This window comes from Mesorhizobium sp. M1348, assembly GCF_040317925.1.
In the GTDB taxonomy this organism is placed as follows: domain Bacteria; phylum Pseudomonadota; class Alphaproteobacteria; order Rhizobiales; family Rhizobiaceae; genus Mesorhizobium.
Genome location: NZ_JAMYLH010000023.1, coordinates 48124 through 64498 on the forward strand (window position 1 = coordinate 48124; position 16375 = coordinate 64498).

Below are 16375 nucleotides of genomic sequence, written 5' to 3' on the forward strand. Positions count from 1 at the left end.
TCGCCCGGGAACTCATTTCCCGCGTTCAGGGCGCAATCGGTACGATTGTTCCTGGCGCGGGACACATGGGGCCGCTGACCCACGCAGATCTGGTGGCGGATCGTTTGGTCCGGCAGATTTTGTCCCATGACACCGCGGGATCGCGAGCTGCATGACCGCAACTTGCCTGTCCCACAGGCAGCACGACCCTTCGAAGCAGATCCGTGGGTGCGGAGAATTCACACCGTAGCTTCTATGCGATCGCGTATCATATTTCCGGCCGGCTCCTCCGTGTCGAAGAAATCGTCCCGCATCTGCATTTCTGTGTAGAGCTTGGCCGCTTCCGCGAGAGTGGCATCCGCGCCAGCGATCTTGCCGCGCCGCTTCGCAAGCCCGAGAGCTAGCAAGGAGCGGGCAAGCTCCGGCCGCAATTCCACCCGCCTGGCAAGATTGCAGGCCTGTTCGAGCCAGCCAATCGCCGATCTGGAAGGTTTCAGCTCGGCAAGGCCGCGCAGTACGATGATCTGGCTCCACGGATCGCCGCGCCCCCGTGCTAACTCGAGCGCATGGCCGAGATTGGCCGCAGCTTCCGGCTCACAGAGGCGCGCACGCACGCATGCGAGCACAGCGCGCGCGTGACATTCGAACTGGGCAAGATCGAGCCGCTCAGACTCGGTCACCGCCATCTCCAAGGTGGCGCCCGCGTCGTGGTTGCGGCCCAGCAGGAATTCCGCATGCCCGAGCACCGTCAACAGCCATGGCCGGAGTAGGATAGATCCGCTGGTCGCGGCTTCGGAGGACCACAATTGCAGCGCCTCGACAAGCGTCGGCTCGGGTCCGCGCAGGACGCCCACCACACCGGTGAAATAGGCGGCCGCGCAGCTGTCGATCGGGCGCGCCACTTCGGCGGCGACCTTATGCAGTTCGGCAAGCGAACGCTCCGCATCGTCAAACCGGCCAAGGCGCGCTTCCGCTTGCGCACGGTGCCCCAGGTACCAAACCGCACGCGCACCGAGCTGTCCGAAACGCTCCAGACGCCAAGCTTTGGTGAATCTCTCCTCATGCGGAACAAGCCGCTCCAGCACCTGCCGGGCCTCGCTGCGGATCAGAAGCGCCTGTGAGGCGGCCAGATCCGACTCGCTTATGCAGCGCTGCACGCCGTTTGCCGTGGCGCCGCGCTTGAGTGTATCGGCCGGTTCCAGCGCCTCCTCGTAGCGGCCGTGGGAGCTGTTAAGATAACTCAAGTGGAGCAACACGTCGGAAATGAGTTGCGGATCGCCCAGTTCCATGGCCAGTTCGCGCGCTTCCAACAGCTGCGGCAGCACCTTCCGGTAGGCCCCGAGGGCGCCGTAGGCGGGTCGCATCCGCACCCGCAGGTTGATCGCCTGGGCCAGGGTTGTCGGATTTCGGGGCAGCGCGGCGACCGCCTTGCGGGCGCTTTCCAGGAACTGGACCGCGGCGGAATAGGCCGAACGTTCCTCCGCCCGACCCGCCGCTTGCAGCAGATAATCCGCGGCAGATTCCCATGCCTCGGCACGAAGAGCGTGTTCGGCCAATTGCTCGATGTGGTGGTTCAGCGACCCGGCATAGAGTCTTTCCGTCGCAACCAACGCAGCCCGATGCAGCCTCTTTCGGTCCTCCGCCAGCAGAGATTCGTTGGTCACCTTCAGCGTCAACGCGTGCTTGAAGGTATATTCCACGTGAGGATAGCTCTGGACCTCGAACAGGAATTCCAGACTCTGCAGTTTGGCCAGGCATGCCTCCAACTCCGCCTCCGAGAGCGGCGAGAGCGCCCTCAGCAGCGGAAACGGAACATTCTTGCCGATAACCGAAGCCAGTTGGAGTACTTGCCTTTCCGAGTCACCTAGCTGCTGGATGCGTGCGGCGATGAGCGATTGAACCGTCGACGGGACGGTGATGGATTCCACCGGTCTCGTGAGCTCGTAGCGGCCCAACTGGCCGGCAAGGACGCCGTCCGCCACCAGTCCGCGCACCATTTCTTCCAGAAATAGCGGTGTGCCCTCGGCCCGCTCGGCAAGCGATTTCCGCAGTTCCCCCAGGCTGGGATCGGATCCTAGCAATTCGGTGAGGAACTGCTCCATTTCATCTCGCGCGAACCGCTCCAGTCTTATCTGCTGGAAATAGCCGCGGCGATTCCATTCGTGCCGATACTGCAGCCTGTAGGTGGCGAGCAGCATGATGCGGTTGGCACCCATGACTTCGACCAGCCTGTTCATTACAGCCTCGCTCTCGGCATCGATCCAGTGCAGATCCTCGATAAGCACGGCGACGGGTGCGGCTCGGCTCAAGGCAACGAGAAAAGCGCTCATCGCTTCGGATACGCGTGAGGTCCGCTCCCGCGCATCGAGATGCCGCCAGGAAGAATCGTTGACCGGCAGGTCCGCGAGGAAGGAGAGCGGCGCCGTGTGACGTGGATCCAGGTTCAACTCCGCCTGTTTGAAGGCAAACAGGCGCTCGGCTTCCGCCAAGCCGTCTTCGCCGCGAATGCCACAGGCCGAGAGCAGCAGCTTCTTTACAGCCCCGAGAGCAACTGACGAATCAAATTCCAGACCGCCGCATTCAAGCACAGTAAAACCGGCCACCTCGTCGAGGGAGAGAAATTCATGGGCAAGCCTCGACTTGCCCATGCCGGGGTCCGCGACGATCCCGACGACCTGGCCGTGGCCCTCCCTGACCCTGCGCCAGGTTGCAAGAAGGATTTTGAGCTCGAGCTCGCGGGCCACCAGTCCGGTGAGGCCGCGGTTGGCCCTCAAGTGCCAGCGCGACAGAGCGTGATTTTCGCCCAACAGCTCGTAAACGCGTTCGTCGCGGCCAAGTTGTGGATGCTCCGAATGCGCCAAGCGGTGCATCTGCACATAGCCCCCGGCTGCTGCGCGCGCCCGGCCTGTCGCGGCGATCGTCGCACGGTGCAAGGCACGCATCAGCCGGTTGGCTGCACGCGGCGCGGCTCCGGCCAGTTCAACCTTGCTGGCTTGGGTCGTCCATTGCTGCCGTACGATCACCTCGCCGGTGTCTATTCCGACCCTCAACTGGATCCCGCCCTGGGAAAGCTCCTCCACCGCCAGCTTGGCCGCAAGCGCGGCGCGGCATGCAAGATAAGCGTGATCCTCCGTGGCGCGAGCGAGGCCGAATGCTGCGGTGATTGTCCCGTCAGCAGCCGACGTGACGACGCCGCCATGACTCTCCACGACTTCTATCACCCGATCCTCGACGGGCTGGAATTCGCGGATCGCCACTTCCGGATCCTCCGTTTCGAGGAGATGCATGGGACTGACCACTTCCGTGGCTAGTACGGTTATGTACTGCCGGGAGCGGTTGATTCCCAAGGACGCCGGAGGGCCGGCCAATTGCTGCGTCTGTTCAGGGTCGGCAAGGAAACGACGCGTTTCCTCCACGAAGGTCGCGAATGCCGGTTCATGGCCAAGCAGCACGTGGTTGGCGCTGTCGAGCGCGACGAAACGCGCGCCGGGAATTTTCCCTGCCATCGCTTGGCCATGGTCGAACGGAATGACTGCGTCCCGCGTGGCATGCATCACCAGAGTCGGAACGCGGACCCGTGGTAACAGCTCGTCCACGTCGATGACGGCGCCTTCCTCGAAAATGCGATGGGCAATCTCCGGCGAGACGGTATTGCGTTGCAGCTCGTTGTACCAATTCCTCTGTTCCGGCGTTGCTTCAGGAATGAAGAGGGAGGTGAACATCTGCCGGAACACAGGGTCGTCTTGGCCCCACCCTTCCTGTATCAGCGATCCCATCGCTTCGCGGCGCGCTATTTCGCGCTGATTGCCCCGTTTGCGCCAGCCTTTGGTAAATCCGCCATACAGCACCATCCCGGCCACGCGCTCGGGATGCCGGACGGCATAGGCTATCGAAACGGCGCACCCTTGGGAAATGCCAAGCAGGGAAACGCGGCGCAGACCGGCCGCATCGATGATGCTCTCCAGGTCGGCGACCATGGCTTCGAAGGATAGGTCGGCGGGATACCGGTCCGACAGACCGTTGCCGCGCTGGTCGTAGCGTATCAGCTGGTAGTGCGCCGAGAGGCCCTCGATCCAATGCTTCCACACCGGACTGTCCCATTCGAGCTCGAGATGGGACATCCAGTGCGCGGCCCTTACCAAAGGGGGACCTTGACCACTCAAGGAATAGGCCAGGCGCGCGCCATCGGGCGTCGTGCACCGGCGGATCTCCTGCGCGAGGACTCGCTCCGGCGGAGGACGGAGCTGTATCTCCGCTGCAGGCCAAACCTGCGGAGTGACGGTCTCTCCGCTGGGAGCGGCCGCGGGTTCGGTTCTCGAAGCGCGGCTCTGGACCATGGCGGATTGCCGTGCTGCCTCGCTCAGCCGGCGGATGTCCGCTCGAAGAGCCTCGTCTTCGGGCTCCAACCCGTGAAGGACATGGGCGTACGGAAGCGCCCGCGCCGGCTCATCCGCCAGCCGGTCGACGAGCACCCGAAGGATGCGCAGATGCGTCACGTGCAGTTCGTCGGCGGTCGCAATGCGCCAGGCTTCGAATTCCGGACAGCGCGGCAATGAGAGGTCATCCAGGAAACCTCCGCGGAACGCTCCGGCGAGTGCCTCCAGTTTCTCCCCTTCGAGAGCCTCTATGTCGCGAGCGCCAAGGCCGCGGAGCGGCGCGACGTCCAGCACGATTTCGCTGGTGTTCAGGCGAACTGCGTTACGGTCGGCTTCCAGGATCCCGCCGTCCCCGAGCTCGACAACCTGTCGGATCTTCGAGAGGCTCCAGCGCAGGGCGCCGCGAGGATCGTCCGGTACCTCCCAGAACATCTCGCAAAGGCGCTCGCGCCGCTGCGGGCGCTCTACGAGGGCAAGATAGGCCAGCAGCGCCCGCGTCTTTTTCGAAGGCGGCAAGGAAACGACCTCGCCAAGGCGAAGGACGGTCAGATCTCCGAGAACGCGAATTTCGAGCGACACTTTGTTGATCCTAGTGCGCCTGCTAAATTAGCGATGGATTGTATCAAGTCCGTGCCGCTGCCGAAAGCGTTCGTTTCCGGAGCGCGAGGTTTCCGCCTGCGCTGATTTGCTCTTCTCTTCGTGAGAGAGCCGGGACGGACAGGTGCGGATGAAAGCCGAGCCGGAAACGGGATCACGCCCGTTCCGGCTCGGCTAGTGCTGGTAACGGCACTCTGAAAAGCCCGTAGGCGGGATCTCACGCTGCCGCGCGCACCCATCGAGGCAGCAGGCTCTCGGGATTTGCGCATGCGCTGGACGTGTAGCTTGCCCCGACGAACTCCAGCCGGGCGGCGAGCGTGCCGTCCCGCCAGGCCGCAAGCGTATCCATGCAGCCACCGATATGCTCGCCGCCGACAAAGACCTGCGGAATTGTAGGCGAACCGATCCGGGCCCTCAGGGCCTTCCGGATTTCCCCGTCCAGGCCGTTCTTCTGGAATTCTGGAGCATCGATTTCGATGGACCTGTAGGCGATTCCCGCGCGGTCGAAGAGCTTTCTTACCGTCCAGCAGAATTCGCACCATGTCAGCGCGAACATGACCACCGGACGCTCCGGATCACGGATCGCCTTGTCGACCATCGCATGCGCCGACTGATCGATTTGGATTTCGTTTACAGGTGCCGATGAAAGGGCGAAGGATGGCGGCCGGTCGAAGCGGTAGCCGGGTGTGGAGTGAGAGATCGCCTCTTCGGCGGGCGACATTTCCTCGCTGATGTGATCGAACAGGATCGTGCTGAGATACCGCTCACCCGTATCAGGCAACATACAGAGCACGTTTCGGTCCGGGCCGACGCGTCGAGCGATTTCCAGTGCCCCGCTCAAGGTTGCCCCGCCGGAGATGCCCGCCAGTATTCCTTCTTCCGTCGCAAGCCGGCGCGCGGCTTCCAGAGCGCTGGCGCCTGAAACGGGTAGGATCTCGTCCACAAGATCGTCAGCCATCGCGTTGCCGACGATCTGCGGAATGAAATCAGGGCTCCACCCCTGCATCGGATGTGGCCGGAAGCGGGTGTGCGCCCGAGTCGGCAGCCCCTGTTCGTCGAAAGTTTGGGGAATGCCACTCGACAGCAGCGCCGAATTGTCGGGCTCGCAGACTATGATCCGCGTTTCCGGCCGCTCGCGCTTGAGCACTCGCGCCACACCGGCAAGTGTTCCGCCGGTCCCGGTGCCGGTGACCCAGTAGTCGAGTGGACGGTTCTGGAACGCCGCGAGGATTTCAAGCGCTGTCGTGCGGGCATGAATATCGGCGTTGACGGGCGTCTCGAATTGCCGGCACAGGAACCAGCCGTGCGCTCCGGCCAGTTGGACCGCCTTGGCGAGCATGCCGCTGCCGCGCTCGACGGCAGGGGTCAACACGACCTTGGCCCCGAAAAAACGCATCAGCTTGCGGCGTTCGAGGCTGGCGTTTTCCGGCATGACGATGACGAGAGGGTAGCCTTTCCTCGCGCAAACCATGGCGAGTCCTATGCCCGTGTTGCCGCTCGTCGCCTCGATCACCGTCTGGCCAGGCCGAAGTGCGCCGGAACTCTCCGCTTCTTCGATGAGCGCGGCGGCAAGCCGGTCCTTGACCGAGCCGCCAGGATTGAACGCCTCGAGCTTGGCATAGAGCGAAGCGGCGCCGTTGTTGATGCGGGAAAGGCGGACGACCGGCGTATTGCCGATCGTGTCGAGAATGCTGTCGTAGATACTGCTCATCTCAGCTGGTCCTTGCTTGGTGACGACGGTGCTCCGCCGGTCCGTTCGATCTCTGAGGTTGGCAGGAAGGCCGTGGTTTGCAGCGTTCGAACCAACGTTGAAGTAAATGGATTTCGACGTTTGAATCAGCGGCACATCGCAGGATCCGGAACGCGGCTGCATGGGACCTGCGCTCTTGCGCTGGATGATGCCGCCAATGCGCCCAGAACCACGAGACTGGCCGCGCCTGCGACAAATGCCGCCAGGAAAGCGGGCCCATAGCTGCCGAAGCTGTCATAGACAAAGCCGCCGAAATATCCGGCCACGCCCATCCCCACCCAGGCGATCAGCATGACGATGCCGAGTGACTGGCCAAAGCGTTCGGCTGGCGCAAATTGGCGCACGCAAAGGATCAGGCATGTCATGTTTCCGGCAAAGCCGAAGCCAAAAACCGCCGACAGCGCCAGCAGGCTCAGCTGCTGGTCCAGCGCGGGAAAAATCGCAACGCATGCCGTCTGAATAAACGACGCCAGGGCGTAGGCAGAAATGTTGCCTGCCCGGTCGGCGAGGAGCCCGAATACGATCCGCCCGATGGCGCCGAACAGCATGGCGATCAGCAGGCTGAGCGATCCGACATCCGAAGATCCGCACACGGCCGTGACGAAGCTCGTGAGGTGCATCAGCGGGACGCCCATGCAGGCGCAGCAGAGGAAGGCTGCGGCAGATAGCAGCGTCACCGGGGAAAGATGGCCACCTTGGAAGCCTGGCCTCGCTGAAAAATGCGCCGGTGCGGCAAGGATCCGATTGACGGGCGGCGCCTGAACCGCCGGCATGAAGATCGCCAGCGCAGCCGTCGTCGCCACAGCCATGATCGCGTATGCGAGGCGCCAGCCGACGCCATCGATCAATGCATTTGCGGCGTAGGGCAGTACGCCCTGGCCCAGGGCTCCGCCTGCTGTGACGATCCCTATCGCCAGGCCGCGGCGGCGGTCGAACCAGAGCCCGGTCACGGCAAGTACCGGCGCATAGAGACAGGCAAAGCCTAGCCCGCCTAAAGCGAAGTTGGCGGCATAGATCTGCCAGAGCGAAGTGGCAAAGGAAAGCGCGGCGAGCGCGACCACCATGCCAGCCGAGCCGATGAATAGCAGTGTTCTGATATTCAAACGGTCCACAAGCCGGCCCCAGAACAGCCCGCCCAGGGCCATGCCGACGCTCGATAGCGTGTAGGCAAGGCTGATGTCGGCTCGCGACCAGCCAAACTCCGCCTCAAGCGGTCTGATGAAAACGGATGTGAGTGCCAGGCTGCCAAATCCGAAAGCCATGGCGATCGTGGCGCCGGCCGCGGCCAATAGGCCGCGCAGCCGTATTGTGCTGTCCCGAACCTCCCTGCCTGCAGTTGGTGATATTTGACGATTCGACATGTTCTTGCCCCTCGAAGGATCTCTTCGAAGCTGTCATCGGCCAGCGATATGGAAGCAGGCGTGTGCGTCAGCGTGGAAAGCTCCACCGCGGGCCGTGGAAACGGCCCCGCCTAGACCTGCAGCCTCGTCTCGGTGAACGGCGGATTAGTGAGATCTTCTGATCATCGCCGCGCCATCACGAGGGACTGGTTGACGCCGAGCATGATCTCGAGAAGCGCCAGTGGCAGTTGAGCGCGACGGAGGACAGGGCCTGTATATAGCAAGTCGGCGACTATCCATCGGAGGCCTGCCTTCAGCTAACCTCCCGCGCCGGGTCGGCTGCCAGCGCCAGGGAATTTGCGACGTGCTCGAGGTGCTCCTCGTCCAGGATGCTGGTCGCGACGCGGACGGCGTTCGTTTTTCCGGTCGAAAACTTCGCCCCGGCATGGACCGCGATGCCGTGCGCGGCCAGCGTGACCATCGCGTAAGGTTCCGAGGCAACCGGAATGAGGACGCTGAGACCGTGTCCGGCGTCGATCGCGACATTGCGTTTCGCCAGTTCGCCGGCGAGCCGTGCGCGACGGCGGCGGTAGACCTCCTTCGCCTGCTCAACGAGGTCAGCCGTGGCAGGATCCTGTAGCAGCCAGGCGGTGGCCGCCTGCAGGATACGGCTGGTCCATCCCGAGCTGAAGCTGCGATAGGACTGGATCTGCTCGACGATCGTCGCCGATCCGGACAGCACGGCGAGCCGCAGGTCCGGGCCATGGGTCTTGGAATAGGACAGGATGTGGACGACGCGATCGGGAAAGCGCCGGCCCAGCGAAATGCGCGGCGCCGAGGCAATATCGCCGACGCCGTCATCTTCGACGATCAGTACGTCGGTGCCGGCGAGCAGGTCGCCGATGACTTCCAGCCGCGCCGACGACATGCAGGCGCCGGTCACCGAATGGACGCGCGGCTGGAACAGGAACGCGACGGGCCGCTGCCGCAGAGCGTTGGCAAGTGCATCCGGCAAGGGACCTTCACTGTCGCAGTCCACCGGGATGATCGGCACGTCGAGATCTTCGAGGATGTCGAGAAGGCGAAGCGCCGTCGGGTTCTCGATAGCCACCGGCGCCCCCGACGGGACCAGCGCATGCAGCAAGGTGTAGATGGCGTTGTAGCCGCCATTGGTGGCCAGGAACGCGCCAGGATCGTACGGCCATGACGGGCGCACGGCGGCCTCCAGCTCGGGCAGAATGCGCACCCGCTCGTAGCTGTTGAGCTTTTCGGCGCGCGCGCCATGCGCCAGCGCGATGTCGAGCGGCGGCAACAGCATCACATCGGGCTCCGCGATCGCCAGGTTCAGAACGTCCGCACCGTAATTGCCGCCGCTCATGTGGCGCTCGGGCCGGGCGGCAAAGCGGTTGCCCATGATCCAGGTGCCGTTGCGCCCACGGCCGCCGATGATCTTGTAGCGCCGAAGCTCGCTCCACGCCTGCGAGACAGTCGCCGGGCTGACGCCAAGCACATAGGCCAGATCGCGCACCGGCGGAAGTTTTGCGCCGACAGGCAGCGCGCCGCTTCTGATCAGCGCACTGGTCTCGCGCGCGATGCCCCGCGTCGTGCGGTCGCCAAGGCGTTCAGCGAACCATCCTGCATCGAAGTCCATCGAATCAACAACTGTCAGGGTGAATGTTCAGTAACATAATAACATTTGATCGGCCAAAAATAAACATTTACCAATCGCCGGTCAAACATAGCTTTGAAGTTCATGCCGATGCCCGTCTCCATCACTATAGCCACCCGCGATTGGGACTATCTCACTCCCTTGGTCTTGGGTGACGTCGCCTCCAGCCGCTTGTCGGTGAAGGTTGATCGTGTCGCCACGCTGATCGCGGATCTCGGCACCGATCCGAACTACGATGCGGCGGAGGTCTCATTCAGCCGTTATGTGTCGGCCATGGAGTCGGGCCGGGATACGGTGGTTGGAATACCGTGCTTCATCATGCGCGGCTTTCGCCATCGCTGCATCATAACGGTCGAGACCAGCCCGCTGGAGCGGCTCTCCGACCTTGCCGGCAAACGCATCGGCGTGACCGGCTGGCGCGATTCCGGCAACACATGGACGCGAGCAGCACTTCGCCGGGAAGGTGTCGGCATCGAGGATGCCTATTGGTTTGCCGGCAGGCTGACATCCGAGCACCCGGTCGCCGACCGCCTCGACGGATTCGGCAGGCCGGGGCGCATCGAAGCGGCACCGGGCGAGCGCCCGATGATGGAACTGCTGGCGCAAGGCGAGCTCGACGCCGTTTTCACGCCCTTCATGCCGGACGGCTTTTTCGGCCCGGCTTCCGGCTTCCGGCAAGTGCTGCGCGATTTTCGCGCGGCCGAACGCGCCTATTTCGCCGACGTCGGTTATGTGCCGGGCATGCATCTGGTCGCCGTCAAGGCCGCAATAGCCAGGGAGCACTCTTGGCTGCCGCAGGAACTTGCCAGGCTGATCGACGAAAGCCAGCGCGTCTGGACGGCAAAGCGCCGAAAATATGCCGATACCTCGCCCTGGGTCCTCGAGGAGCTGCTTCATGCGGGGCGCGACCTGCCTGCCTCCTGGAACGCCAGCGGCCTGCCTGCCAACTGGCGCATGATCGAGGATTTCGTCACCGAGCTACATGCCCAGGGCATTCTGACGGAACCGATTTCCGCCGAAGCCTTGTTTCCTTTCGAGGCCAGGTCGCGGGCCACTGCAGCCTGACAACGCGCAACGGAGAACACGAAGGAGAATGCCATGAGGACAATCAGCTTCATATTCGCCTCGCTCGTCACCATGCTGGCGCAGGCCAGCTTTGCCCAGGACGTCCAAAAGCAATCGGTGAACGAAGACTTGCGGGCCCGGCTGCCGGAAGAGATCCGCACGGCGGGAAAGATCACGGCCGTCAACAACGGTTCGTTCCCGCCCTATGAGATCGTCACCGGCACCGAACTGTCGGGGGCGACCAAGGACATTTCGGACGCCATCGGCCAGCTGCTCGGCGTCGAAGTCGATCATGCCTCGGTCGCCGGCCTGCCGGCGTTGCTGAGTGGCATCAATGCCGGCCGTTATCAGTTCGCGATGGGGCCTGTCGGCGACTATCCCGACCGGCAGAAATCCAACGACTTCGTCGATTGGGTGCGCGAATACGTCGTCTTCGCCGTCGAGAAGGGCAATCCGCAAGACATTACCTCGCTCGACACCGCTTGCGGCAAGCGCATCGCCGTCATGTCGGGCGGGTCGGCCGAAAAGGTCATCAAGCAGCAGGCGCAGAAATGCACCGAGGGCGGCAAGCCGGCCGTCGAGGTGCAATCCTTCACCGACCAGCCGAGTTCGATACTGGCCGTCCGGTCGAAGCGCTCCGACGCATTCTTCTCCTCGCAGGCGCCGCTGACCTATTTCGTCGAGCAGGCGAAGGGCCAGCTGGAACTCGCCGGTGTCGGCCAGGCCAACGGCTTCAAGGACATCTATCAAGGCGCCGTCGTCAAGAAGGGCTCGCCGCTGGGCGGTGTGCTGCTCGACGCCTTCAAAATCCTGATGAAGAACGGCACCTATGCCGCGGTCATGAAGAAGTGGGGTCTCGAGAAGAACATGATCGATGCACCCGGCATCAACCAGGGCCAGTAGAGGCTGCCATGACCGACGCGACCGCTGCCTACGCGGCCGGGCTGCCGCGACGTCCCGACGACGCGCTGCGCGACGTCAAACGAGCCCACCGGCCGTTTCCGCTCGTCCGGCTGGCGCTCTGGGCGTTCACCGTCGCCGTGGCGGCCGGCTTCGCCTATATCGTTGCGGTCAACCCGAATTTCGGCTGGCCGGTCGTCGCCCAGTATTTCTTCGATCCCACGGTCATGCAGGGGCTTTCCGTAACGCTCGGCCTGACGGTCGTGGCGATGATCCTGGGTATCGTGCTCGGCCTGCTGCTCGCCATCGCGCGCATGTCGAAGGACAGGCTGGCATCCTTCCTCTCCGGCCTGTTCATCTGGTTCTTCCGGGGAACGCCGCTGCTGGTGCAACTGATCTTGTGGTACAACCTTTCGACGCTGTTTCCGCGCATTTCCATCGGCTTCGCCAGCTGGAACACCAACGACCTGATCACGCCTTTGACGGCCGCGGTTCTTGGTCTGGCGCTGAACGAGGCCGCCTACATGGCCGAGATCATCCGTGGCGGGCTGCTGTCGGTGGACAAGGGACAGGCCGAAACGGCTGAAGCCTTCGGCATGACCCGCCCGCGGGCCTTGCGGCGCATCATCATCCCGCAGGCGATGCGGTCGATCGTCCCGCCGACCGGCAATCAGCTGATCAGCATGATCAAGGCGACGTCGCTAGTCAGCGTCATCGCCATGGCCGACCTGCTCTACTCGGTGCAGTCGATCTACAACCGCACCTTCGAAATCATTCCGCTGCTGATGGTTGCGGTGCTTTGGTACCTGCTGATCACCTCCATTCTCAACGTCGCGCAGGGCGCGATCGAACGCCACTACAGCCGCGGCGACCGCGAGAAGACGGCGACCGCCACCCTGGAGGCCGCCAATGAGCGCGCATGACACGCCCCTGGTCCGGGCGCGCAACGTTCACAAGGCGTTCGGCCCGCTCGAGGTGCTGAAAGGCATTGACCTGGACGTCGCGCCTGGCGAGGTGGTGGTCGTTCTCGGACCGTCCGGCTCCGGAAAGTCGACCTTCCTGCGATGCATCAATCATCTCGAGGCGATCGACCAAGGGTCGATCGAGGTGGACGGCGAGCAGCTCGGTTACCGGTTGCACGACGGCCGCCTCGACAAGCTTTCCGACCGGGCGATCGCCGCGCAGCGGCGCAAGATCGGCATGGTGTTCCAGCAGTTCAATCTCTATCCGCACATGACGACCCTGCAGAACGTCATCGAGGCTCCGGTCGGCGTTCACCGGGAGAACCGCAAGGAGGCGATCGGCTACGCCCGCGAACTGCTGACCCGTGTCGGTCTCGCCGACAAGATCGACGCCTATCCGCGCCAGCTTTCAGGCGGCCAGCAGCAGCGCGTCGCCATCGCCCGTGCGCTCGCCATCCGCCCGAAATTGATGCTCTTCGACGAGCCGACGTCGGCGCTCGATCCGGAGCTGGTCGGCGAGGTGCTCGCCACCATGCGTGATCTCGCCAGGCAGGGCTTGACCATGATCGTGGTCACGCATGAGATCGGCTTCGCGCGCGAAGCGGCGGATCGGGTGGTGTTCATGGACGACGGCAATGTGATCGAGGCCGGGCCTCCGGACGAGGTTCTCGCCAAACCCAGGCACCCGCGTACGCGGGCTTTCTTGAGCCGTTTCATCTAAAGCAAAGCCGGCGCGATTACCTGCTCGGCCGGCAAAGGACCTTCGATGCCAAAGACCTCCAACCAGTTCGCCGATGTTTCCGACTTCGCCGACAAGTCCGCCGAGCTTGCGGCGGCTCGCCAGCACCTGCACGCGCATCCCGAGCTTTCCTTCCAGGAGCACGAAACCGCTGCATACGTTGCCGAACGCCTCGAAAGCTGGGGCTATGAGGTGACGCGCAATGTCGGCGGGCTCGGGGTCGTCGGCCGCTTGCGCCAGGGCAGCGGCCGCAGCATCGCCATCCGCGCCGATATGGACGCCCTGCCGATCACCGAAGCGACCAATCTCCTTTATGCCAGCCAAGCCAGCGGCAAGATGCACGCCTGCGGCCATGACGGCCACACCACGATGCTGCTCGGCGCGGCCGAATACCTGGCGCGCACGCGGCATTTCAACGGCACGGTGAACCTTATCTTCCAGCCGGCCGAGGAAGCCGGCAAGGGAAGCGGGGCGCAGGCGATGATCGCCGACGGCCTGTTCGAGCGCTTTCCCTGCGATGCGATATTCGGGCTGCACAACCATCCGGGCGCGCCGACGGGTTCGTTCCTGATGCGCGCCGGGCCGCTGATGGCGGCGAGCGATACCGTCACGATCAAGATCACCGGGCGTGGCGGCCACGCCTCGCGTCCGCACCTGACGGTTGACCCGATCGTCGCTGCCGCCAACATCGTGATGACCCTGCAGACGGTGGTGTCGCGCAACGTCAACCCGATCGAGACGGCTGTCGTTACCGTCGGCACCATTCATGGCGGCACGGCCTCCAACGTCATCCCGGAACACGCCGAGATCACGCTGAGCGTCCGCTCCTTCTCGGCCGAGATTCGCGACACGCTTGAGAAGCGCATTCGCAGTATCGCAGCACTTGTGGCGCAGGCACATGGCGCAACGGTCGAGATCGACTACGAGCGCGGCTACCCGGTGTTGATCAATTCCGAGGGCGAGACGTCCTTCGCGACAGACGTCGCTGTCGAACTCGTCGGTCAGGACAAGGTGTCCGTCTGCCCGCTGATCCCCGGCAGCGAAGACTTTTCCTATTTCCTTGAGCACAAACCTGGTTGCTTCCTCCGCCTCGGCAACGGCGAGGATTCAGCCATCCTGCACAGCTCGAAATATGATTTCAACGACGGCAATTTGACCGTCGGCGCAGCGCTCTGGGCTCGATTGACCGAGAGATTTCTGGCCGCTTGAGCCATACCTGCGGCTTGGATTGTCGATCGGCCGGTCGAGCAGAATTGGGGCGACCGGCCGCGCGACGATGCTCAACGAATTCTCACCCATTCCCCCTCTTCGAATGCGATAAGAGCTTCGCTTTCAGACGAACAAAAAGTCACTCGTCGTCAGCGGGCTTGTAAAGTTTGCGAGAGTAACTTGATCGACTCCCGCGGTAATGATGGTGCTGGTTCCATTTTGCGAAATAGTGAGATCATCGAACGATTGGACGCCCTCCACGCCACTAAACACGATAGTGTCGCCTTGGGTCTGGCTGAAGTCGTAAATGGTGTTTTGGGTTCCGACCGTCATTGAACCATCGTCCTTGAATATGAATTGGTCTGCGCCGCCCTGAGCCAACTCGCTCAGTTGTCCGTCACCCCACATGTCATTGATGACCGTGCAGCCAGGTGCCGCGCTCCCGGCGTACAGGGTATCATCTCCACCTTTGGCCGAACCGGACATTTGTAGAGCGTCGCCGCACAGGAAGTTATGGACCTGGCCGCTTTCGTTGTTGTCGCCCCCGGTAAGAATGTCGTTGCCGCCCTGGGCGGAACCGGACATAGCGAGGGCGTCGCCGTACAACTCGCTTAGAACATCCGGACCGGAGCTCCTGTCGCCGCCAGTCAGGGAATCATTGCCGCCCACAGCGCTGCCGAGCATCGTGACCGCATCGCCGTACCCCAAATTATGAGTGCCTTGCAGCACGGCCACGTCGTCGCCCCCAAGCGCATGGTCGAACATACTGCCGCCCGCGTCGCCGTAGAAAGTTATCTCCGAGCCACCCGCGCTCGTGAAGCTGTCGTTGCCGCCCGCGGCAAAACCGGAAAGATCGCCACCCGCATCGCCATAAAGAGTTTTGCTCCCAATCTCCCCACCCAGGTCCGTATAGTGGTCGTCGCCGCCCTGAGCATGGTCAGACATGTTGCCGCCGGCGTCACCGAAGAAGGTGTTGGTGGAAAAGAAGCTACCCGTGAAGGTATCGTTGCCACCCTTGCTGTAGGCCGACATATCGCCGCCGGCATCGCCGTAGAAAGTGTTGAAGGAGTCGGTCCGGCTCGTGAAACTGTCGTCGCCGCCCTGCGCATTGCCGGACATGTTGCTGCCCGCGTCACCGTAGAAAATGTTATTGGCTTCTATCGAGCCCTGGAAGGTGTCGTTGCCGCCCTTGCTATGATCGGACATCTCGCCGCCCGCGTCACCGTAAAAGGTGTGGTCGGCTCCTTGTCGAGTGCTGGTCACGAAAATGTCGTCGCCGCCTTGAGCAAAGCCGAACATGTTGCCGCCGGCGTCACCGTAGAACGTGTTGTCTACCCGTCTACCCACTTCACTGCTCAAGGTATCGTTGCCGCCCTTGCTGTGGTCCGACATGTCGCCGCCGGCATCGCCGTAAAAAGTGTTGAAGGAGTCGCCCTCGGCCCTAAAACTGTCGTCGCCGCCCTGAGCATGGACGAACATGTTGCCGCCGACGTCACCGAAGAAGATGTAGGTGCCTAGCGAGGCGCCTGTGAAAGTGTCATTGCCGCCCTTGCTGTGGTCCGAGCTATCCTCGCCGGCATCGCCGTAAGCAGTGGTGGTGGAGGATGGCGGCCCCGTGAAGGTGTCGTTGCCGCCCCTCGAGAAATCTAGCAGGCTGCCGCCAGCATCGCCGATCAAGATATTTGTATTTAGATCGCCTGCGAGGGTGTCATCAGTGCCCCATTGACGATCCGTTAGATCACCGGGAGTAAAGGGAACGCGTTTAGACATTGTTCGCTCTCCTGTTGAG

The 16375-nt window shown here is 63.0% G+C and carries 10 protein-coding genes; 5 read left to right on the top strand and 5 right to left on the bottom strand.

Features of this window, described 5'->3' with window-relative positions:
• Positions 1-218: 218 nt before the first annotated feature.
• From NKH13_RS27190 to NKH13_RS27205, 4 genes are all read right to left on the bottom strand, one after another.
• A complete protein-coding gene (locus tag NKH13_RS27190; protein WP_352915756.1) occupies positions 219-4934 on the bottom strand; it encodes an alpha/beta fold hydrolase in 4716 nt (1571 codons plus the stop codon).
• A gap of 235 nt (positions 4935-5169) precedes the next feature.
• Positions 5170-6663, bottom strand: coding sequence for a cysteine synthase A (gene cysK / locus NKH13_RS27195; protein ID WP_352717939.1), 1494 nt, complete (start codon positions 6661-6663; stop codon positions 5170-5172).
• Between the two features lie 125 nt (positions 6664-6788).
• A complete protein-coding gene (locus tag NKH13_RS27200) occupies positions 6789-8063 on the bottom strand; it encodes an MFS transporter (protein ID WP_352717941.1) in 1275 nt (424 codons plus the stop codon).
• Between the two features lie 292 nt (positions 8064-8355).
• Entirely contained in the window at positions 8356-9693 is a 1338-nt protein-coding gene (locus tag NKH13_RS27205; protein ID WP_352915758.1) for an aminotransferase-like domain-containing protein, read from the bottom strand.
• A 108-nt stretch (positions 9694-9801) separates the two neighbouring features.
• Between NKH13_RS27205 and NKH13_RS27210 the strand changes: the two genes are divergently transcribed.
• The 5 genes from NKH13_RS27210 to NKH13_RS27230 all read left to right on the top strand — a co-directional run bounded on the left by NKH13_RS27210 (position 9802) and on the right by NKH13_RS27230 (position 14586).
• Complete coding sequence (locus tag NKH13_RS27210; protein WP_352717945.1) at positions 9802-10776, top strand: substrate-binding domain-containing protein; 975 nt, start codon at positions 9802-9804, stop codon at positions 10774-10776.
• Positions 10777-10848: 72 nt separating this feature from the next.
• Positions 10849-11679, top strand: coding sequence for an ABC transporter substrate-binding protein (locus NKH13_RS27215; RefSeq protein WP_502908318.1), 831 nt, complete (start codon positions 10849-10851; stop codon positions 11677-11679).
• 8 nt (positions 11680-11687) lie between these two features.
• Positions 11688-12599, top strand: a complete 912-nt coding sequence (locus NKH13_RS27220; protein ID WP_352717949.1) for an amino acid ABC transporter permease — start codon at positions 11688-11690, stop codon at positions 12597-12599.
• On the top strand, positions 12586-13359 hold the full coding sequence (locus NKH13_RS27225; protein ID WP_352717951.1) for an amino acid ABC transporter ATP-binding protein: 774 nt from the start codon (positions 12586-12588) through the stop codon (positions 13357-13359). The genes NKH13_RS27220 and NKH13_RS27225 overlap by 14 nt, the downstream gene beginning before the upstream one ends.
• A 45-nt stretch (positions 13360-13404) precedes the next feature.
• Positions 13405-14586 (top strand): M20 aminoacylase family protein, encoded by a 1182-nt coding sequence (locus NKH13_RS27230; RefSeq protein ID WP_352915761.1) that lies wholly within the window; start codon positions 13405-13407, stop codon positions 14584-14586.
• Between the two features lie 123 nt (positions 14587-14709).
• On the opposite strand, the gene NKH13_RS27235 is transcribed toward NKH13_RS27230, so the two are convergent.
• A complete protein-coding gene (locus NKH13_RS27235; RefSeq protein ID WP_352717954.1) occupies positions 14710-16356 on the bottom strand; it encodes a hypothetical protein in 1647 nt (548 codons plus the stop codon).
• Positions 16357-16375: the final 19 nt, after the last annotated feature.

Excerpts from the sequence above, each read along its gene's own strand:
- cysK (WP_352717939.1), bottom strand. The coding sequence starts at position 6,663 with ATGAGCAGTATCTACGACAGCATTCTCGACACGATCGGCAATACGCCG.
- NKH13_RS27200 (WP_352717941.1), bottom strand. The coding sequence starts at position 8,063 with ATGTCGAATCGTCAAATATCACCAACTGCAGGCAGGGAGGTTCGGGAC.
- NKH13_RS27205 (WP_352915758.1), bottom strand. The coding sequence starts at position 9,693 with ATGGACTTCGATGCAGGATGGTTCGCTGAACGCCTTGGCGACCGCACG.
- NKH13_RS27210 (WP_352717945.1), top strand. The coding sequence starts at position 9,802 with ATGCCCGTCTCCATCACTATAGCCACCCGCGATTGGGACTATCTCACT.
- NKH13_RS27215 (WP_502908318.1), top strand. The coding sequence starts at position 10,849 with ATGCTGGCGCAGGCCAGCTTTGCCCAGGACGTCCAAAAGCAATCGGTG.
- NKH13_RS27220 (WP_352717949.1), top strand. The coding sequence starts at position 11,688 with ATGACCGACGCGACCGCTGCCTACGCGGCCGGGCTGCCGCGACGTCCC.
- NKH13_RS27225 (WP_352717951.1), top strand. The coding sequence starts at position 12,586 with ATGAGCGCGCATGACACGCCCCTGGTCCGGGCGCGCAACGTTCACAAG.
- NKH13_RS27230 (WP_352915761.1), top strand. The coding sequence starts at position 13,405 with ATGCCAAAGACCTCCAACCAGTTCGCCGATGTTTCCGACTTCGCCGAC.
- NKH13_RS27235 (WP_352717954.1), bottom strand. The coding sequence starts at position 16,356 with ATGTCTAAACGCGTTCCCTTTACTCCCGGTGATCTAACGGATCGTCAA.